Source organism: Taibaiella chishuiensis (assembly GCF_003014535.1).
GTDB classification, from domain to species: Bacteria; Bacteroidota; Bacteroidia; order Chitinophagales; family Chitinophagaceae; genus Taibaiella; species Taibaiella chishuiensis.
On sequence record NZ_PYGD01000002.1, the window covers coordinates 161556 to 182442 of the forward strand.

At 51.0% G+C, this 20887-nt stretch carries 13 protein-coding genes; 9 read left to right on the top strand and 4 right to left on the bottom strand.

Going from position 1 to position 20887, the window contains the following annotated elements; translation table 11 throughout:
• Nucleotides 1–52 precede the first annotated feature (52 nt).
• The 3 genes from B0I18_RS08145 to B0I18_RS08155 all read left to right on the top strand — a co-directional run bounded on the left by B0I18_RS08145 (nucleotide 53) and on the right by B0I18_RS08155 (nucleotide 9369).
• Nucleotides 53–2308: a T9SS type B sorting domain-containing protein gene (locus B0I18_RS08145; RefSeq protein WP_106522195.1), complete on the top strand. Its 2256-nt coding sequence runs from the start codon at nucleotides 53–55 to the stop codon at nucleotides 2306–2308.
• A 46-nt stretch (nucleotides 2309–2354) separates the two neighbouring features.
• Nucleotides 2355–5486: a DUF7948 domain-containing protein gene (locus B0I18_RS08150; protein ID WP_106522196.1), complete on the top strand. Its 3132-nt coding sequence runs from the start codon at nucleotides 2355–2357 to the stop codon at nucleotides 5484–5486.
• Between the two features lie 64 nt (nucleotides 5487–5550).
• Nucleotides 5551–9369: a DUF7948 domain-containing protein gene (locus B0I18_RS08155; RefSeq protein WP_181358381.1), complete on the top strand. Its 3819-nt coding sequence runs from the start codon at nucleotides 5551–5553 to the stop codon at nucleotides 9367–9369.
• Nucleotides 9370–9468: 99 nt separating this feature from the next.
• Here B0I18_RS08155 and B0I18_RS08160 read toward each other — a convergent pair whose 3' ends face one another.
• Nucleotides 9469–9657 (bottom strand): class I lanthipeptide, encoded by a 189-nt coding sequence (locus B0I18_RS08160; protein WP_146146700.1) that lies wholly within the window; start codon nucleotides 9655–9657, stop codon nucleotides 9469–9471.
• 226 nt (nucleotides 9658–9883) lie between these two features.
• Between B0I18_RS08160 and B0I18_RS08165 the strand changes: the two genes are divergently transcribed.
• The gene (locus B0I18_RS08165) at nucleotides 9884–10306 is read left to right on the top strand and encodes a hypothetical protein (RefSeq protein WP_106522199.1); all 423 of its coding nucleotides are present in this window, start codon (nucleotides 9884–9886) and stop codon (nucleotides 10304–10306) included.
• A 210-nt stretch (nucleotides 10307–10516) separates the two neighbouring features.
• Complete coding sequence (locus B0I18_RS08170) at nucleotides 10517–12343, top strand: amidohydrolase (RefSeq protein ID WP_181358382.1); 1827 nt, start codon at nucleotides 10517–10519, stop codon at nucleotides 12341–12343.
• A gap of 98 nt (nucleotides 12344–12441) precedes the next feature.
• On the opposite strand, the gene B0I18_RS08175 is transcribed toward B0I18_RS08170, so the two are convergent.
• Nucleotides 12442–13935, bottom strand: coding sequence for an MFS transporter (locus B0I18_RS08175; RefSeq protein ID WP_106522201.1), 1494 nt, complete (start codon nucleotides 13933–13935; stop codon nucleotides 12442–12444).
• 92 nt (nucleotides 13936–14027) lie between these two features.
• Between B0I18_RS08175 and B0I18_RS08180 the strand changes: the two genes are divergently transcribed.
• Nucleotides 14028–14858 carry an AraC family transcriptional regulator gene (locus tag B0I18_RS08180; protein ID WP_106522202.1) on the top strand — a complete coding sequence of 277 codons (831 nt, stop codon included), beginning with the start codon at nucleotides 14028–14030 and terminating at the stop codon, nucleotides 14856–14858.
• Between the two features lie 242 nt (nucleotides 14859–15100).
• Here B0I18_RS08180 and B0I18_RS08185 read toward each other — a convergent pair whose 3' ends face one another.
• Nucleotides 15101–16192, bottom strand: coding sequence for a hybrid sensor histidine kinase/response regulator (locus tag B0I18_RS08185; RefSeq protein ID WP_106522203.1), 1092 nt, complete (start codon nucleotides 16190–16192; stop codon nucleotides 15101–15103).
• A gap of 128 nt (nucleotides 16193–16320) precedes the next feature.
• Nucleotides 16321–17427, bottom strand: a complete 1107-nt coding sequence (locus B0I18_RS08190) for a sensor histidine kinase (RefSeq protein ID WP_106522204.1) — start codon at nucleotides 17425–17427, stop codon at nucleotides 16321–16323.
• 471 nt (nucleotides 17428–17898) lie between these two features.
• Here B0I18_RS08190 and B0I18_RS08195 point away from each other — a divergent pair, with 471 nt between their 5' ends.
• The 3 genes from B0I18_RS08195 to B0I18_RS08205 all read left to right on the top strand — a co-directional run bounded on the left by B0I18_RS08195 (nucleotide 17899) and on the right by B0I18_RS08205 (nucleotide 20874).
• Entirely contained in the window at nucleotides 17899–18279 is a 381-nt protein-coding gene (locus B0I18_RS08195) for a response regulator (protein WP_106522205.1), read from the top strand.
• 169 nt (nucleotides 18280–18448) lie between these two features.
• Complete coding sequence (locus tag B0I18_RS08200; protein WP_146146701.1) at nucleotides 18449–19438, top strand: HEAT repeat domain-containing protein; 990 nt, start codon at nucleotides 18449–18451, stop codon at nucleotides 19436–19438.
• A complete protein-coding gene (locus tag B0I18_RS08205) occupies nucleotides 19438–20874 on the top strand; it encodes a glycosyltransferase family 2 protein (protein ID WP_106522207.1) in 1437 nt (478 codons plus the stop codon). The genes B0I18_RS08200 and B0I18_RS08205 overlap by 1 nt, the downstream gene beginning before the upstream one ends.
• Nucleotides 20875–20887 lie beyond the last annotated feature (13 nt).

Genomic DNA, 20887 nt, shown 5'->3' on the forward strand with positions numbered 1-20887 from the left:
GTGGCGTTAATTTAACTCTTTGATTATTAACGTATAATTAAGGCTACTCCCTATGCGTTCACTGCTACTGTTTTACATTCTTTTCCAGGTATTCTGCTGCTGCCCCGGTACGTTTTCTTACGGGCAAAATTATGCCAAGCCGGAAAATAAGGTCTGGGTCACACCTACCGACGATATCGACAACCAATATATAACGCCGAATGCGGTCTTTCCCGGCACGGGTGTCAATTTCAATACCAACCCGCTAAGCCAGTTGGATGCATCGGGCACCTACGGGGCCTATACCGGTATCTGTGCGATCAGTACAGCATCGGTCGCCGATAAAAACGGGAACCTCTTGTTTTATACCAATGGCAACATTGTATGGGACCGTGATAATAACGTAATGGAAAATGGCTGGGGCATTAATGATAACGGCAGTTATCCTTACTACCTGAAGATGGGGGGCATCGGTACCACCGAATCCAGCATGAGCTTCGATGGCGTAGTGATTGTGCCTATGCCGGGACATGCCTCCAAATATTACATCTTCTGTATCATGGATACGCTGATGGAAGATAATTTTTACGGCGGCTACTTCGCGCCGGGCGCATGGGAAGGCAAGCTGCGCTATACCGTGGTGGATATGGATAAGAATGGTGGCTTAGGCAGCGTGGACACGGCGCACAGGGGCCTTGTGCTGGCCGATTCTATGTCGGGCAACCTGCAGGTTACTACCGGCGAAGATTGTAACTACTGGCTGGTCGGTAACTTTATGATGGGGGGCTTCCGGTCCTTTAATATCACTGCTGCCGGCATCGACACCAATGCGGTTGTCTCTGTGGTGACGCCGCCTTTACAGCCCTATTGTTATGAACTGAATATTTCGCCGGACCGCCGCAAACTGGCGGAGGCCTTCGATGCGGAAGTGGAGCTGTGTCACTTCGATCCAGCAACCGGTATCGTATCCGACTATGTGCCCAATCCTATTCTTATCGGTGCGCAGTCGGCTTATTCAACCGCCTTCTCTCCCGATAATTCGAAACTATATGTCGGCGGCCTGATCGGTATCCGGCAATACGATCTGACGGGCGCCGTACCCATCTTCAATTCGCCGCCGCTTTCGATCGATCTTACGGTGTATGAAATGTACGGCCCGCTTCGTTTGGGGCCCGATGATAAGATCTATTTTAACTATGCGGGTAACCAGTACAACGTAGGCTGGGCCATAAACCAGCCCAACCTCAGCGGCGCGGCCTGTAATATCGATAGCATTGTCGATGCCCCGCTGATGCTGAAAAGACGGATGTGGTTTATTCCCCAGTTCCCCAACGAAGTAGCCGTAATCCCTTACGATACGCTGAGCCGTAAGCAGCAGGTACCTTTGTGCTTTAACAGCTCCGGCTCCTGGCTCCGGCCGCTGGCGCCGCCGAATACCGGTACCGATTACCGCTGGCGGCGAAAGGATGGGGCTACCTACCGGGCAACCGGCAGCGATACGGCAGCCCTCTTTGCCACGCAACCGGGAACTTATGCGGTGCAATATTTTACCCAGAATCCCTGTATGCTGCACCGGGATACATTCCAGGTCGATCGCGTACTTTTTTCATTAAGCCTGTTACGCAACGATCCGGAGGTGGTATCCTGCGATGGCAAGCCGGTGGCGCTGAAACCCTATACCAATGCTACAGCGCCCACCTTCCTCTGGCAGGATGGTAACACGGGCGCTTCGCGTACTGCCGATACTTCCGGTACCTATGTGGTCACGGTATCCTCACAGGGCTGCACGCTAAGTGATAGCATCGCTGTTTTCGTTACCGATGTCACACAGCGCCTGGGCAATGATACCTTTTTATGTATCGAAGCTCCTGCAACCTTTCTGAAACTGACGGCACATGTGCCTCCCGGCGCTACCGCACTCTGGAATACAGGTAGTACGGATCGCAGCATTATAGCATCAGATAGCGGCTGGTACCGGGTTACCGTTAGTTCGGGCAGTTGTACGGGTAGCGACAGCCTGCACCTGGACCGCTTGTTCTGCGATTGTCCCTTCCTGGTTCCCAATGCCTTCTCACCCAATAACGACGGGCTCAACGATTACTTTCTCCCGGCATTGCCCGGCAATTGCCTGGTATCCGAATTTGCGATGGAGATTTTTGACCGCTGGGGCCAACGCATTTTTACCAGTTATAAAAGAGAAAAAGGCTGGGACGGCAGCTATAACGGGGTTACCGCCGATATGGGCAGCTACCGGTACCGCATCCGTATGTTGCTGGGCGTTAAAAAAACCGAAGTGCTGAAGAGCGGCGACTTTACGCTTGTCCGGTAAGACCTAGTCCCTATCACCGTATCCCTCATTATACAACCATTTTACGATGAAGTCATTTTACCTGATTGTATGTTTTTTACTGGCTATGCACCTGCCGGGCGCGCGGGCGCAAAATCATCCTATGCCTTATTCCTTCCGGGAAAATAACGGCCAGATAACCGCCCCGGACGGTAGTCCCAGAACGGATATCGACTTTAGTCTACAGGCGCCCGGTATGTCGTTGATGATCGGCGATGGGCAGATGCATTACCAGTTCTCGCGCCTCGAAGGTCATAAAGGATTGGATAGCCTGAGACAGCTGCGCAGGCAGGTTACCGCGAAACAGGAGCAGGCGCCGCGTACAGCGGATGGTAAGCCCATACAGCGTGTGCCTAACGTTGTTTTTCATCGCCTCGATGTGGAGCTGGTAGGCGCCAACCGGCAGGCCCGCGTTGTCCGGGAGGAGGAGCGGGCAGAAACCTATCGTTATTACACAAAAGATAAGAAAGAGCCGCAGCAGCGCACAGTAAAGGCTTTTGGGAAGATCATCTATAAAGACATTTACCCGCATATAGACTGGGTATTGTATACCAGTGGCACGGACTTCAAATACGACTTTGTGGTACATCCGGGAGGCAAGGTATCCGACATCAGGCTGCAATACAAAGGAGCCGATAGTCTTGCTTTACGTGCCAACGGCGACCTGGATGTTCATACGCCTGCTGCCATCATCCGCGAACAGGCGCCCCTGGCTTATAGGCAGGAATCGCACGATACCGTTCCGGTAAGGTTTAAGCTTGATAAACATACCCTGGGTTTTCATGTGGCGCCTGTAAAGGGCACCCTGGTTATCGATCCGGGTGTGGAATGGGCTACCTATATGGGTGGAGCAGGCGGTTGCGGCATAGAGGCGATCGCTACCGATCACCAGGGTTATGTGTACCTGGCCGGCGGCGCCGTTACCGATGCCAATATCATTACTTCCGGGGCTTACCAGTCTACCGTAAGCAGCAGTGCTTTTGCCAATGGCTTCCTGGCTAAGGTAGATAGCGCGGGCAACCTGGTATGGGGTACTTACATAAGCGGTGTAGGGGATGGCCCTTTCGGTATGGGACCTTATACCCTGGCCGGCGATGTGGCCTGCGATGGCTATGGTCATGTATACCTTAGCGGTATGACCTGGTGCGACTCGGGCATAGCCACAGCCGGTAGTTTTCAAAGTACCTATTCCCTGAATGCCGGTGGTTTCTTTGCGCCCATACTCATGCAGTTTACGGACGATGGTCAATTGAAATGGAGTACTTATTATGGCGCCTCCTGCGCCAGCGTTGGGTTTCATGCCATTGCCTGCGACCGGCAGGGCAATGTATACGCGGCGGGTTATGCCGATTCTTCAACATCCACTACTTATCAGCTGATCAGCCCTGGCGCCTGGCAGTCTGCCTTTGCAGGCGGCATACCCACTGCTGGTTATAACAACGACGCCCTGTTGGTAAAGTTCGACAGCAGCGGCAACCGCTTATGGGCGACCTATTACGGTGGCGCTTACGACGAAAGTATTCACGATATTACCTGCGACAGTGCAGGGAATGTATTCCTGACCGGCGCTACCAGCAGCCCCGATAATATCGCTACACCCGGCACCTTCCAGCCGGTGCCCGACCCGGGTACCGTTTATCCCTCTGTAAACCAGGAGCGGGGCGGGTTTGTCGCCAAGTTCAGTGCTTCCGGCCAGCGGGTATGGGGTACCTATATCAATGCCCTGGGGCGTGGTATCTGTATTAACCGTTACGGGCAGCTGTATGTATCGGGCCGGGTAAACAGTACTTCCGATACTATGATTGCCGGTAGCGGCGCTTACCTGGGCCTGGGTCTTTCGGAACGGAACGATTTCCTGATGCGGTTCGACCAGGCCAACGGTCAGCGGGTATGGGGTACTTATTACGGCGGTGAGTTCCAGGCCGGCAGCAACGAGGGTAATGTTTCCTGCGATAACAACGGTAATGTGTTTTTGTCCGGTCCGACCAATAGCCGCGGCGCACCGGGATCGGCTTATGTAATGGCTACCCCGGGCAGTCACCAGGATACGCTTAATGCACCTCCCGGTTTATGGTACCCGCAGAGCGATGTGTATATCGCCATGTTCGACAGCACGGGGCGGCGCAAATGGGGGACCTACTATGGCGGTAGCGAAGCCGAGTACGTAGGAAAGACCGTGGTGGATTACTCCAGCGGTGCTATTTACCTCTGCGGCTCTACCGGGAGCGCCAGCGCTATCGCCACGCCCGGTGTGTTCCAGCCTGCATTGGATGTATCTATGGGGCCGGGTAGTGCACAGGGTTTCCTGGTAAGGTTCCTGCCCCTGGATATCGCCATAGATAGTATCACCAGGCCTTTGTACGATACTTTATGTGCGGGTAACCTGCCCTTATCGGTACGGGTAAGCAACAGGGGCAAATTGGCGAAGACCGATCCGCTGATCATCACTTATACCTGCGCAGGCCCAGTCAATGGCAGTGCTACACAGTCTTTCAGCGCCTCTTTAGCACCCGGCGCCACACAGGTGTATAACCTAGGTACACTCGATATGACTTTACCCGGCGTATACGATCTTGCCGTATACCTGCATTATACCAGCGATGATAATGATTTCGACAACGATACCTTGCATATCCGTAAGTTCGTGGTAACCCCGCCCTCTGCCGCAATCAGCTCGTACTTTACCGGTAATACCTATTACTTCAGCAATTATGATAACCAGCCCGGCAATACTTATCTCTGGGACCTCGGTGATGGCACCGGCAGCGATCAGGCTACAGTCGTACATACTTACCCGGACAAGGATTCCAGCTACCTCGTTGTATTGACGGTGAGCAATGCCTGTGGCTCCAGTACCGATTCCGTACGCATACAAACCGATGGCAGCGGTAATGGTACCGGCATCGGTAATATAGACCTGGAGCGCTTTGTAGACGTTTATCCCAATCCTGCGCAATCTTTTGCCAAGGTAACTGCTGCGCCCGGTCTTTCCCTGCTTGCTATCGAACTGGTACAGGCGCAGGGTATCGTAAAGCGTTTCGAAGTCCATAACCCGGAGCGGAACCGTATCAACCTGGAAGCCCTGCCACCCGGCTTATACCTGTTGCGCATTACGACCGCTAAAGGTATTATCCATAAGAAACTGGTGCTCATCAAATAAATGTCCGTACGCCGGCATGCGCATCGTGCCGCCTGTTTTATCATCCTTTAATAACCCAGCTTACATGACCATTAAGCTCCGACTTGTATTGCTCCTGTTGAGTATCCTGCTGCTACCTGCCACCTATGGCCGGGCGCAAACCAGCGGTGGCCTGGATTTTATCGAGAATAAGGGCCAGTGGCCGGAACATGTGCTTTTTGCAGCCGGTATAGCCGAAGGCAATATGTTGCTGACGCGGCAGGGGCTCACTTATTTCTATACCAGCAGTAAGGATATGGACCGGCTCTCCGTGCAAAAAGAACTCGGTGCTGCAATAGATACGGAACTGGTGAACGGGCATTGGTATAAAGTCAACTTCCTGGGTAGGCAGGCCAATGCCCTGAGCAGCGGCGCGGAACAGAGAAGCTGGTACATCAATCATTTCTACGGCAGGGATACTTCGAAGTGGAAAGGGAAACTGGGCGTATACGGAAAAGTAAAAACAGCAGGGGTCTATGACGGCATAGACCTGGTTTTGTATAGCGTGGGCAACTCCATGAAATATGATTTTATCGTACATGCCGGAAGCCAGCCGGCGCAGATCGCGTTACAATACGAAGGTGTAAACCCGGTGCTTACGGCTGGTGGCAGCATACGTATTACCACTTCGGTTAACGAGGTTATTGAAGAAAAGCCTTATGCCTACCAGCTTGTAAATGGCGCACAACAGGCCGTTGCCTGTAATTATAAGATCGTCAACAACGTGGTCAGCTTCGAATTTCCGGATGGTTATGATCCGCATAAGGACCTGGTTATCGATCCGCAACTGGTATTTGTAACCTATAGTGGTGCAGGGCCCTTTTCTGCCGGGTATTTTAGCTTTTGCAGCACCTATGACCAGGCCGGTAATTTTTATGCCGGCGGCGTGCCGCTGCGTGCCTTTTGGTTTGATCCACCCCTGTGGCCTACTACGCCCGGGGCTTTCCAGCAGACTTATACCAGTATCTACGAGCCTATGGTTTGTATCAATAAGTACAATGCCAGTGGCAGCGACCTGGTCTTCTCAACCTATTACGGCGGCTCCGGGCCTAACGATATCCCGCATGCCATGATCACCAATGCGCAGGGCGAGCTTATTGTGGCAGGCAGCACCGGCTCCTTTAATTTGCCGGTTACGCCGGGCTGCTTCGATAGTACGAAAAGCGGCGGTACCGATATGTTCGTGGCGCATTTTGCAGCAGATGGCGCAAGCCTGCTGGGCGCAACCTATATCGGCGGCCAGTTGGGCAATAGCATCAACGCGATCGATATTTACAGTACCGCCGGTTTTACCACGCAGAATAAAGTCAGTCCCGTCGAGATCACGCTCGATAGCCAGGGCAATATCTGGGGCGTAACCAATACTTCTACCATCGACTTCCCGGTAACGGCTAATGCCTGCCAGCCCGCGTTTGGCGGCGGCAATTGCGATGGCATTGTTGTCGGTCTGAACCCTTCCTGCTCGCAATTGTTGTATGGCAGCTACCTGGGCGGCAGTAATACCGATGTAGCCTATTGTATCCGGTTAAACAACCAGGGCAAAGTGGTGGTATGCGGTGGTACGCGCAGTAATAATTTCCCGGTGACCAATGGTGCTTATCAGCCCACAGCGCCCGGCAGCGGCGACTGGGACGGTTATGTAGCCATCATCGATCCCGTATCGGGCAACCTGCAACAGGCCACCTACCTGGGTACCGGGCAGGACGATCAATGTACACATCTGCAGATCGATAACCAGGATAACATCTATGTAATGGGACGCACCTTCGGTAATTACGCTATTACCCCGGGTGTGTATGCATTGCCTGGCCGCGATATCTTTATCAGTAAAATGTCGGCCAACCTCAGCAGCGCTTTATTATCTACACGCCTGGGCAACCCGCAGGGCGCAGGCTCTTCCTTTTTCCCGACTGCTTTCCTGCTCGATAACTGCGATCATATTTACCTGGGCGGACTGAGCCAGGACTACCGGTTAAAGCTGACCAATATGCCGCTAACCACCGATGCGTTCCAGGCCACGCCGGCTAACTTCTGGTTCTGTGCGCTGGAACCGGGTTTCTCCGGTTTGCTGTACGCGACCTATATGGGCCGTGCGCAGGATACCGTAGTTGTGGCGGGCGATACCACGGTGGTCAATGGCGATCATACGCATGTGGGTACCTGCCGGCTCGATCCGCATGGCATCCTTTATCAATCCATATGCGCCAACAGCCTGCATTACCCGGGTACACAGGCTTCTGCCTGGTCCAACTACAACAAGAACAGCTTTGCGGGCGCCAGCGATACTGCCGTGATCGGGCAGGATATCGTCAGCTTTAAATTCCGTTTTGATCTTTCGGGTACAGATGCCGGCAATATCACCATGGATCAGAACGATACCGGCTGTGCACCTTATACCCTGCAGTTCAATAGTTATACCTATGCGGCCCAGACCCTTACCTGGAACTTCGGCGATGGCAGCCCGGTATCGCACGATCCATCGCCGGTACACACCTATACCCAGGCCGGTACCTATACTGTTTATCTTGCCGTGCATAATGATACCGTGATCTGCCATAACGACGATACTGCTTATGCAACGGTTACGATCTATAACCCGCAGGTACCGCTGCTCAGCTTTTCGGATACCTTGTTGTGCGATTCCCTGAGCCAGGTGGCCTTACAGGTTACGGTAGCCAACCCCAGCCCTTTTAACCAGTTTGCCTGGCAATCGGCGCATGCCGGTGGTATCATCAGTGCCAGCGGCCCTGTGGTCATCGTCAATCCCAATGTCGATACCCTGTTCCGTATTACGGTCTGGGATACGATCCCGGGTTTCTGCGGGCATTCGGTCACAGATACCGTCCGGGTAGACTACAAACCGCGTAAGTTAAAGATACACCCCGGAGATACCCTGGTTTGCGAAGGGAGTGCCGTGCCGGTACAGGCTATGGCTACCGCGGGTTATACCTTTGCCTGGTCACCGGCGCAAGGTGTGTCTGATGTGCAGAGCCCAAACCCTTTGATTACGCCGGCACACACCGCTGCTTATACCCTTACGGCCCGTTACCCGGGCTGTGCAGATACGGCGCAAACGATGACGATAAGGGTAGATACCAGGAGCAATTCATCGTTTACACTTCCGGAAGACCGGATCTGCATGGGGCAGCATATCAGCTTTGCATTATCAGGCGCCGACAGTACATTTACCGGTTATGTTTGGGACTTCGGCGATGGTGGTTACTGGCAGACCGGCAACCTGCAAGATACGCTGCAACGCGCCTACGACCGGGCGGGCACATGGCCGGTTACCCTGCAGACGCAGTTCCGGGCCTGCCCGGATACCAGCTTCCGGGATACCGTTTATGTATTCGCTTTGCCGCAGGTAAACCTCGGACCCGATACCGGCCTGTGCCTGGGCGGAAACCCCATCTTCCTGCGTAACCTGGCCGTAGATACCCTGACGGTCTTATCCAGCAGCTGGAGTACAGGGGATACCGGTCCCACGTTGAAGATCGTGCATCCCGGCAGTTATGCCCTGACCGTGGCTGCAGCGCCGCTCGGCTGCAGTACCACCGATGTGATAGTGGTGCATAAGGATTGTTATATAGATATACCGAACGCTTTTACCCCGAACAATGACGGGGTGAACGATTACTTTTTTCCCAGGCAATTGCTGTCCCGTAAAGTAACCCGTTTCCGGATGCAGGTTTTTAACCGTTGGGGGCAAATCGTTTTCGAAACGGATAAAACAGATGGCCGGGGCTGGGACGGTAAGTTCAATGACCGCGAGCAGCCGGGTGGTGTTTATATTTACCGTGTCGATGTAGAAATAGATGGACAGCACCAGGAACATTACGATGGCAATGTAACCCTGATGCGGTAGGTGGCCGGAGCGATCCGGTAAACAGGTTATTCAATATAAAAAAGATGCCCCGAAGCGCCAGGCTTATGGGGCATCTTTCGCGTCAGGCGATTGAGTGCATTAGCAGTTGTTGGGACAGGAGAAGAAGATGGTGTTCGGGCACGACATACAGTTCGGCGGATCGTTAGGACCTACAGGAGATGTTACGGGCAGGGTAGCGCCGCCTTTGATCGAATCTCTTTCTGAAAGATTGGAGATGATTTCTTTGTCCAGGTTCAATCTTTTTAATGCTACTTTTACTTTCTTCATAAAAAAAGATTTAAAGATTAAGAAAGTATAAAGGTCCTTGCCGCCGGGTGAATAAAATGCCCCCCAGGGCCTATCGGACAAGGATTTGACTCCTGTTTGCGGAATAGAGTATCGCTTTCGGACAGCCCTTTATTTTTACACCGGTATGCCTCAGTACTTTGTGCGGGGGCGCCGGTTTTATCCACCCTGCTGCTTTATCTTCGAACTGTGTAAAAAAAGAACGCGTATGTCTAAAGATCCCATGCAGTTAAAAAGTTTTTTTGAACGGTACGCCGTTTTGAGTTCCGGCGGACCGTTGCCGGAGTTGGCGGACTGTTATGCCGAAAGTTTTATCGTAGCAGGCCCGGAAGGCAATGCCGCTTTCCGGAACGATGATGCTTTTGCCCGTTGGCTGGAACAAGTTGCGGTAAAGAACCGGGAATACGGGCTCCGTGTTATGGAGGTCGTCGGCATAAACGAACTGCCGTTGAATGACCTGTATACCGGCGCTATCGTTACCTGGGGCGCGCAGTTCGAAAAGACGGGAGCGGAGCAGATCCGGTTTAAAATAACCTATTTTCTGAGCCTGCTGGATGATAAGCCTAAGATAATTATGTATATAAGCGATCAAAGCCAGGAGGCGCTCATGAAGAGCAAAGGGTTGTTGTAGTCCTTGTCTGCATACAGGAGGTACTGCTACTCCGTAGTTGATATACAGCGTGCCGGGATGTAAGGTTTTTAAGTGTTGGTGCTCATAGGATAACCGGTTTGTGCATACCAGGGGTTAATATATGTTGTATTTAATATTAAATAAATGCATTCCTTTATTTTTACCCCGGGTACCCAATCCAACCAAACAAAACCAACCAAAACCAAACGTATGAACATGAAAAAAATGTCGCTTAAAAAAATGGTGGCTGTCGTGGCCCTGGCATTATCCGGGGCTTGCGGGGCCCTGTATGCACAGGGCAACTATGCTGATGTTATATTCCAGGGGGGCTCTGTAATTCCGATGAGCAATACCGACGGCGCCCGGATCATGTTGGCCGATCTCGCCGTCCGGGGCGACAGGATCGTTTATATCGGCACCGACCGCAAAAGGCTCGACTTGCTTAAAGGCCCCCAGACCCGGACTATCAATTGTAAAGACAAGACGCTTATGCCGGGTTTTATCGACGCCCATGCTCATATCGGGTTATATGCGGCCACCAGGCTTATGGCCGACCTGAGCGGACCTCCTTACGGTGTAGATACGAGTATCGCCGTCTTAAGCAATATCATGAACCGGTTTAGAAAAGACAATTACGGGAATACGCCCCCGGCAGTATTGATCGGCAATAATTACGATGACGCCTACCTGGCCAACAATAAACAACCGACTAAAGAGGACCTGGACGGGATATCAAAAGATTTTCCCGTTTATGTGATCCATGTCAGCGGGCATATGGGGGTAGCCAATACAGCAATGCTGCGGCTGCTGGGCTTCAACAACAGCACTCCTGCCGATGTGATCGAGGGCGGCACGGTGGTGAAAAATGCGGATGGCACGATCAACGGCTTATTGCTCGAAAATGCACACCTGCTTGCCTCTGATAAGGCGATAGGCCTGCTGGAGCAAAGTATGGGCAAGGATGCTTTGAATAAGAAAATGATGCAATACCTGTTGGAAGGCGAAAAGCTCTGGTTTAAAAATGGGATCACGACCATTTGCGAAGGCCGTACCTTCCCGCCGCTGTACGACCTGATCAGGACGGCCGACAGCTTAAAAAAACTTAAGGCCGACTATATCCTGCTGCCTGATTTCGACGCTTATTACCAGGTTAAGAATAATGTGGTCAATAATAATCTCGGGCAGTTTAAAGCCCTGTATAATAACTATGGTAACCGGCGTTATAAAGTAGGCGCCGTAAAGTTGTCTTTCGATGGTTCTCCCCAGGGTAGGGATGCCTGCTTATCCTATCTCTATAAAAATCCGCCTATAGGACAAGACCCGGCAACCTACAAAGGCAGGTTGGAATACCAGCCCGCAGTAGCCAAACGGAATGTACAGGCAGCCCTGGCCGCCGGCTTGCCCGTACACATCCATTGCAACGGCGATTCGGCGATCGGGGAAGCCTTATCCATCTTCAAAGAACTGAAAGCCAACAACCAGTTGCCGCAAACGGCAACGAAGAATGTGATTGTACATAACCAGTTGTTGCGTCAGGACCAGATCGCCGCTTATATTGATTTAAAAGACCAGGTCATGCCAAGCTTTTTCCCGATACATACTTATATCTGGGGCAACTGGTACCTGTCGACGGTATTGCCCAGGGAGCGGGCGTTGTATATCTGTCCTTTGAAGGATGTGTACGATAAAGGTATTCCCTTTACGCTCCATACCGACTCTCCCATTACGCCCCCCGATTTGCTGATGGCGGTATACAGCGCAAATACCCGGAAGATGTATCGGCCTTATGGTGATATGACGGTATTGGATAGCAGCAGCAACTCTCAGCGGATCTCCCTTTACGCCGCGTTTAAAGGCATTACTTCGGAAGCGGCCAAACAATGGGGCGAATATGACCGTAAGGGCTGGCTGATAGAAGGACACCAGGCCGATATCGTGGTGCTGAGCACCAATCCGCTGGACAGGCGCGTGCCGACTAAAGATGTCAAAGTCGAGTTTACGTTTAAGAACGGGGAACAGGTATATCCGGATCTGTAATAACAGGTAAGAATAAGGTCCGCTGTGCGCGGGCCTGGTACAGGCGCGGCTGTAACCCGGGAGGGAACAGCCGCGCTTTATAGTGTGTCAGCTGTAAGCTATACCTGGCAGGGATTTTGATCCGGCGCTTCTACTCCTGTGCCGGTATGCCGCTTCCGGCCGGCCCCGTACAGGCCCATGCAGAAGATCAAAGCCGTGATGCCCAACAGGGCGATCATAGCGCCGGTAGCGCTGTAATAACCGTTGCCAGATTGAAAATATATACGCCCGAGCAGGCTTACGCCCAGGGCAATGCTGATCTGCTGTGCCGTGAGGTAAATGCCCGAAGCTACCGGCGTTACCCCCGCGGGCAACTGGTGCATGGCATGTGTAAACATCGAGGGTAATACGATACCGCAACCCAGCCCGTAAAAAAACAGGATGGCGGCAACCGTAACCGGGCTAACGACCCCGTCATTAAGAAACAGGATATGCAGCAACAGGCAAACGATCATCAGGAACAGGCCGGAAACCATAAAGCGCTCCTGGTAGCGATAGAGGTACCGGACTGCGCATAAAGAGGCAAGTACATAGCCCATGCCCTGGAAGGCAAACAGCATACCGGTTTGCGCCGGGCCCAGCCGTAGCCCTTGCTGAAAATAATTGGCATTGATAAAGAAATAGGCATCCTGGACCAGGTTATAAGTTGCTGCCGCTGCAATAGCCAGGCGAAAACTCCGGTATTTAAACGGCGCTCCGTTGAGGAGTACATTTCTACCCGAGCGGTACTGCTTATACTGGCGGTATATAAAAAGTACCAGGCCGGCCAGTGTGCTTGAGATAAGCAGTGCGGTAACCGGTGTCCAGCCCTTTTCGCCGGCCAATACCACCTGGCAGATAAAGACCACCAGTAATACAATGAGCACCAGCTGTGCCCGCACCTGTACCGGTTCCTGTATGCGCGCAGGTATTACGGGTAGCAGTTTTGCGGCTGCCAGCACTGTGCCCAGGGCAATAGGTATATTGATAAGAAAGATAAGCCGCCAGGCGCCGAAGTCCAGCGGCAGCGCGGGCAAGACACCGCCCAATACCTGCCCTAACACAGATGCGATACCTGCAATGGCACCATAAATGCCCAGGGCCTTGGACCGCGCTGCTTCCTGTATAAAAATACCCGAGATCAGCGCCACACCCTGGGGTACCATAAAGGCTGCGCTAATGCCTTGAAGAAGCCTGCCGGTATTAAGTTGCAACGGCGTTTGTGCCAGGCCGCAGCAAAGCGAACACAACATAAAAGCGAGGAGCGCAAGCTGGAAAATTTTTTTGTGCCCATACCGGGTACCCAGCTTGCCGCCGGTAACGAGGAAGGCGCCATACCCGGTCACGTACAGCACAATGATGAATTGACTTTCGGCAGTGCTGCCGCCCATACTTTGCCGGATCTGCGGGATCGCTACATTGACGATAAAGAGGTCTAATACACAAAGGAAAACAGACATGGAAATCAGCAACAGTCGGAGCTTGTCCTGTAGCGTTATAGCCTGCCTGGCCGGCTGTTCTCCCGGTTCCGGCTTGCATTGCGGATGCCGGGTTATTGTTTGCTTTGATGGCATGATTTAAATTTTCGAAGCAAAATTATACAAGCCCTGTTCGCAATATTTGTAGTATTGCATCCTTAATTTGTATTAATCCGTCTTTGTAACGTATGTTTAGTCCTTATACCATCCGGTACGAAAAACAGGATGAATGCCCGGTAAGGGGTAGGGTATACCACGTCTATCAACTGGTTTATATCATTTCCGGTAGCGGGGATCAACTGGTGAACGATTATACTGTGCCCTACCAGGTAGGTGATATGCTGGTGCTGCTGCCTGCCGATGCCGTCACCTTCGATATTAAACAGACGACTGAGTTCCTGTTTATCAGTTTCAGCAAACAATACCTGGAACAGGATGCGCTGGCTATGGATAAAAGCCTGAAGCTGGAACTGCTGCTGGGTAAGGTGCAATCCAACAGGGGCTGTATCCTGCGTGGCGGTACCGACAACGCTGCAGTAAAACACCTGGCTGCGGAAATCCTTCGCGAATCGGTTAATGATAACCTGTACAGTAAACGGCTCATCGAACAATATATGAATGCGCTGATCCTGGTTGTAGCCCGTAACCTGTCCCGGGAGCCGCTTCCGGGCGAACTCTCCGAACATTCGGAGGAACGGATCGTGGCGATCCTGCAATACATACAGGACCATATCTGCGAACCGGAAAAGCTGAAACAGGAACAGGTAGGCAAGATGTTTAACCTCTCGGCCACTTATGTAAGCCGCTATTTCAGGAAACATACGGATCAGACCTTACAGGATTATATCGCCCGGTGCCGGCTTAACCTGGTCTGTAATAAACTGCTTTACACGAACCGGCGCATCGGCGAGATCGCCTTTGAACTCGGCTTTTCCGATGAAAGCCACCTCAACCACTTTTTTCGCAAGTACCACGATACCACGCCATCCGCGTTCCGGAAACGGAAACAGGTAAGCTGAGGCTCCCTATTGCTGTACATTGTCCCAGCCGGCACGACCTACTTCTGTTGCTTTAAGCAGTTACCAGGTAATGTTTGTCTTCCTGTGCGGATGCCGGCATGATGTGGTTATTCGACACCCTTCCGGGTCGGCGCACTTATGGTATATAGGTCTTAAAAAAATACCCCGGTCCTTAACGGCCGGGGTATTTGTATGGGTAGATGTTTTGAAATCCTTGCGGGGCCATGTTTTGCCGGCACGGTTCAGAATTTGTTGGGTATCGTAACGCTGAAGGTAGTAATACCCTGCTCGCAACTGGCCTGTATACTGCCGCCCAGTTTGACTAACAGGTGTTTAATGTTCAACAGGCCATAACCATGGGCGTCTTTATGGTCTGCCGGTGCAGCGTTGATGTCGAACAAGGCCGGTAACTGATCGGCGGTTATGCCTTTACCGTTGTCGCTTACCCTGATCCCGATCTTCGCCTTTTCTACATGGAGTTCCAGTTTTACCCAGGACCCGGGCTTTTGCGGATCCCGGAACTTAAAGGCATTAGAGAGCAGGTTGGTCAGGATGAATTTCAGGCTGGGCGCATCGCTGCGCAAGGGTTCGGTATGGTCCAGGCTGCTGGTAAACTCTATACCTTCTGCACGCGCAGCACCGCCGTACTTGTCTTCCATTTCCTGCAGCAGTTGTTTCGGGTCGATAAACGAAATGGTCAGTTCGCCCTGTTGCAGGTTGTAATAGTCGTACATGTTCAGGATAAGCCCGTCCAGTTTCTTTACCGATGTGTCTACCATCGATACCAGGTCTTTGATCTCTTCGATGCTGTCGGACTCCAGGGCGTAATTAAGCGCCGTCAGGATGCCGGTGATCGGGCTTCGTATATGGTGGCTTACATTGTAGGCAAATTTATCCAGCTCGTTGTAGGCGAGCTGCAATTCCTGGTTCCTGGTGGCCAGCTGCGAAGTAGCGGTATAGAACTTGTCGGCCTCTTCGATGGCGCTTACCAGGTCGGCATGTGCCCAGGGTTTGCGTACGTAGCGGAATATATGCCCCTGGTTGATGGCGGCGATAATATCTTCCACATCGGTATAGGCGGTTACGAGTATGCGGATAGGCAGGGGATGCTTTTCCCGGAGTTCGGCGAAAAGCTGTACGCCCGTTTTCTGCGGCATACGCTGGTCGCAAAGCACAACACGGATATCCGGGTTGGCAGTCAACAACTGGTCCACCTCTTCGGTATCGGTAGTGGTCAATACCTTGTAGTCCAGGCGTAGCAAGGCTTTTAAACTTATTAGATTATTGATCTCATCATCAATATACAGTATTTTGATACCGTTTCCTGTGCTCATCCGGCTGCGTTCATTAGGGTTAATAAAAGTAACCTACCTGCGTTCGTTTTATGAAAATAGTGCATCCCGGCGGGATGCTGTTTGCCTGGAATGAGATTGGTCTTCCGGCCTAACAGCACGGAAAGGTACTACTTCGCCCAATCGAAAAAAAATGTACTCCCCTTATCTTCCTCCGATTCTGCCCAAATACGCCCTCCTTGTTCTTCAACGATCACTTTTAACAGGTTTAACCCTATACCCGTACTGGTTTCTCCCTGGGCTACGGCCTGCCCGGTTTTGAAAAGGCCGAAGATGCGGTCCTCATCATTATCCTTGATGCCGGGACCATTGTCTTTTACAAAAAAGCGGTACTGGGCGCCGGCATCGGTATAGCCGATCTCGATTAGGCCTTCGCGCCGGTTGTTGAACTTGATTGCATTGCTGATCAGGTTCTGAAACACCTGTTGCAGCTTGAGTTTCCGGGTTACCAGCGACGGCAGGTTATCCTGTACCCTGATTTCGATATGCGTGGGGGGAAACAGGAGCCTTACGGTATCTTTCACCAATTCCTCTACATTAACGAGTTCTTTGGTTTGTTGTTCAAAACTTTTTTTGGAATAATCCAGGATGGAATCGACCATTTGTGTGAGGTGCAGGGAGGCCTTGCCCATCAGCTGCATTTTAACGGCCAGTTCCTCGCTGCTTACCGTATCGAGCTCGTACTCCAGCGCCGATACGATCATAGCGATACCGGCCAGGGGCGATTTCAGATCGTGCGAAACGGTATAGAGAAACCGTTCCATCTGTTTGTTGACGGCCTCGATCGTGATCAGCGATTGCCGGAGCCTGCGTTGGTAGAAATAAAGATGTTCGAACACATTGACCTTGGCCCGCGTAATCCGGATATCCAGGGGTTTCTGCAGGTAGTCGACGGCTCCTTCCTCGAAGCCTTTCAGTACATACTGTTCTTCTTTGTTGATCGCAGTAACGAAGATGATGGAAATGTCCTTGGTCTTCGCATTGGATTTCAAAATTTTGGCCACCTCAAAACCATCCATGTCCGGCATCTGTACATCCAGCATGATCAGGCCGATGTCAGGGTTTTTCATAATGAGCCTGAGCGCATCGTTTCCTGAATTGGCCTTTAAGAATACACGGCCGGGCATTTCGAGCATATCCTCCAGGCTGATCAGGTTCTCTTCCCGGTCATCGACCAGTAAGATTGTAAAACTTTGGGTTACTCCTTTATTATTCATGACAGGTCAGGACATAACAATTTAGAATAAATAAGCCCCCTGCGATGACGCAGTGGTGTTTCGCTGGTTTGGTTATATGGTTGGTTGGTTCTGAAAATAACCGCCATCCACCCGCTCAGGGACTGTTGTTTTTATCCTGGCCGACAGTAAATTGTGGTTATTCTTTTGCAAAGCTATAACTTAAACCTGATCCGCTTGCAGTATGAGGGTAAGAATAGATTATGCGTATTTTTATGTGTTGTGCTTTACTTATATTTTTTGAAATTTAAATTTGTATAACATAATTATTAGTAAAAGCGGTTACACTGCCTACAGATTATATACATTTGCCACATAAGCTTTTTTTTGTCGCATAACGGGCCTTAGCATGGATTTTACCGCCTGCAAAGCCATGCATGTTTAATAAACAAAAGTTTACATAGAAAAGAACCACCGCTTACATTAACCAACAAAGTAAACCGCCGAAAAGAAATGAGAAACATCCTTGTCATAGATGATGATGAAATCATACAAAATGTACTGGAGAAGATTCTTGTAAAAGAAGGCTTTAGAGTAGAGCGTGCGCAGAATGGAAAAGAAGGTCTTGCAAAATTTGATCTGCTCAAGTACGACCTGGTTATTACCGACCTGATGATGCCTTATGCAAACGGGTTTGAGATAATCAGCAAACTGAAACAACATCCCAACACCGCCAATGCCGCGGTTATCGTTATTTCTTCAATCACCCACGAAGAATCTGTTATGGATAGTTTTAAACTGGGAGTAGATGAATACATCCGTAAACCGATTATGGTTGGGGAATTGTTGCTCCGTATCAAAAAGCTGTTATTAAGCCGACCATCCAATGCCTGATATATTTGCTGATTTCTCTCCGGAGGAACCAGTACGTATACCTTTGCTGGATTCCTTCCTAGAGCTGCCTGTAATCATCCAGATTGCAGTGATTTTCATTTTTATATCCTCTGCCTCTATAGTCTTTATACAGGTAAGGATATGGTTTACCCGTTATAAAGGCCACCGTATGCAAAAGCGGCTGGCCGTGCTGCTGCCGCTTATCGATAACCTGATATCGGAGCACATCATTTTAAGGAATGATGTGATGAATAACAGCGTCCATGCCGACAATGCCGACCTGGATATCGATGCGTTCCGCTTACGCGAGTTCCGGAAAAAAGGAAACAAACAGATCCTGATCGACAGGCTGATCAGTTACCGGAAAGGATTCAGCGGCAGTACCGGCGCCCTGCTACGAAGGTTATATCTCGAACTGGACCTCGATAAGGTTTCGTTTAAAAAGATGAAACGTTCGCAGTGGAATACGAAGGTCAGGGGGATCCGCGAGCTTACGGACATGGACATCTCCATCTCCGATGTAAACATCCTGCCGCTGACGAACAGCAAGCGTAACGAATTGCGCTCGGAAGCCAGGAATGCGTATATCAAACTGAGTAAGAATGAGCCCTTCAAGTTTTTCGATATCAGTACGGAGCCTTTGCTGAAATGGGACCAGATCGAATTGTTCAAAACCATTACGACCACGGAGAATATCGCCCTGCCGAGCTTTGCACGTTGGGTTACCTATTCCAGCAATAAGAGTATCGTATCGTTTTGTCTTAAACTGATTGTCCATTATAACCAGATCGATGCCGGTCCTGCCGTCGTTAAATTGCTGGATAACAAGGACCACGTGCTGCGTGCGGAGGCGATCAACTGCCTGGGTAAACTCAAATACGAAGAGGTAGAGCAGCAACTGCTGCACATCTACAGTAACCAACCGCTTAACTGTCAGCTCGAAATCTTAAAAGCCATCGGCAGGATGGAGACCCGGCACAGCGTGCTGTTCCTGAAACAGGAATTCCTTTATTCTACCGATTTCGATATCCGTAAAAACGCCGCCAGGTCACTGGTTAGAAATGCCCCCAAGGCTTTGATAGAAGAACTGATGGCTTCTTCTTCTGAAGATGGTCAGCTCATACTGAAACACAGCATGAACCCCTTAATCAAATACTAATGGCCGGTATCGGACACTGGATAACTACATTTTACGAGAGCACGGTATTCGTTTACGGTACCGTGTTGCTGGTTATTTATGCATTGCTGGGTTTATTCTCTTACCTCGCAATCCGCAACTTCCTGCGTAAGGAAACCTATACGAATTATTTCGACCTGCTTACCTCGCCGCTCAGCCCGGGTATATCGGTGCTGGCGCCTGCCTATAATGAAGGCCTGTCTATCATTATGAATGTGCAGTCGCTGTTAACGCTCAATTATCCGACGTTCGAGATCGTACTGATCAATGACGGCAGTACCGATAACTCGATGGAACAGCTGATCAGCCAGTTCGAACTGGTGGCCGTCGACTTTGCCTATAACCCGAAGATCAAGACCCAGCCCATCAATCATATTTATAAATCGACCAACCCGGCATTCGGTAAGCTGACCGTAATCGATAAAGTAAACGGTAAGAGTAAGGCCGATGCGGTAAATGCCGGTATCAATATCGCCTCCTTTAACTACTTCGTATGTACCGACGTAGATTGTATCCTGGATAAGAACGCTTTATTAAAACTGGTGAAACCCGTGCTGGAAGAGCAGAGTAAAAGAGTGATCGCAACCGGCGCTACGCTGCGTATCGCCAACTCCTGCGAGATCGACAACGGCGTTATTATCCGGATGAAGCCGCCGCGTAATTTGCTGGCAAGGTTCCAGGAGATGGAATATATACGCGCCTTCGTACTGGGTAAAATGGGTTGGAGCTTTATCAACTGCGTGCCCAACGTATCGGGAGGCCTGGGCCTGTTCGATAAGGAGATCGCGATCAAGGCCGGTGGCTACGACCAGCAATCTTTTGGCGAGGATATGGAACTGATGGTGCGGATGTGCCGCTACGCCTGCGACAATGATATCGACTACGCTATACGGTATATACCCGAAACCCTTTGCTGGACCGAAGGCCCGGTTACCGTCAAAATCTTTAAACTGCAACGTACACGGTGGGCGAGGGGACTGGCCCAGCTGATGTATGCCCACTTTAAAATGCTGTTCAACCCGAAGTATGGCAGGGCCGGTATGATCACCTTCCCCTATAACTTCCTGTTCGAGCTGCTGGCGCCTATTGTCGAACTGACGGGTATTCTCTATTATATCTACCTGATCCTGACCGGGGGCGTAAACTATACCTTCGCGATCCTGTTGCTGGCATTTGTGTATTCCTATTCCGTAATGATCACGACCATGGCCATATTATGGGATCAGCTGGCTTTCCGGCATTACAAGTCCTGGAGAGAAGTGGTATACCTGTGTTCTACGGCCCTGCTGGAATTCTTATGCTATCACCCGTTGATCGTGATCTTCTCATTGCGGGGTTATTACTATTTCCTTACCGGTAAGAAGCACTCCTGGGGTAATATGCAGCGGCAGGGCTTTGGGCAGAAGAAAAAAACATAACAGGCGATTCAAA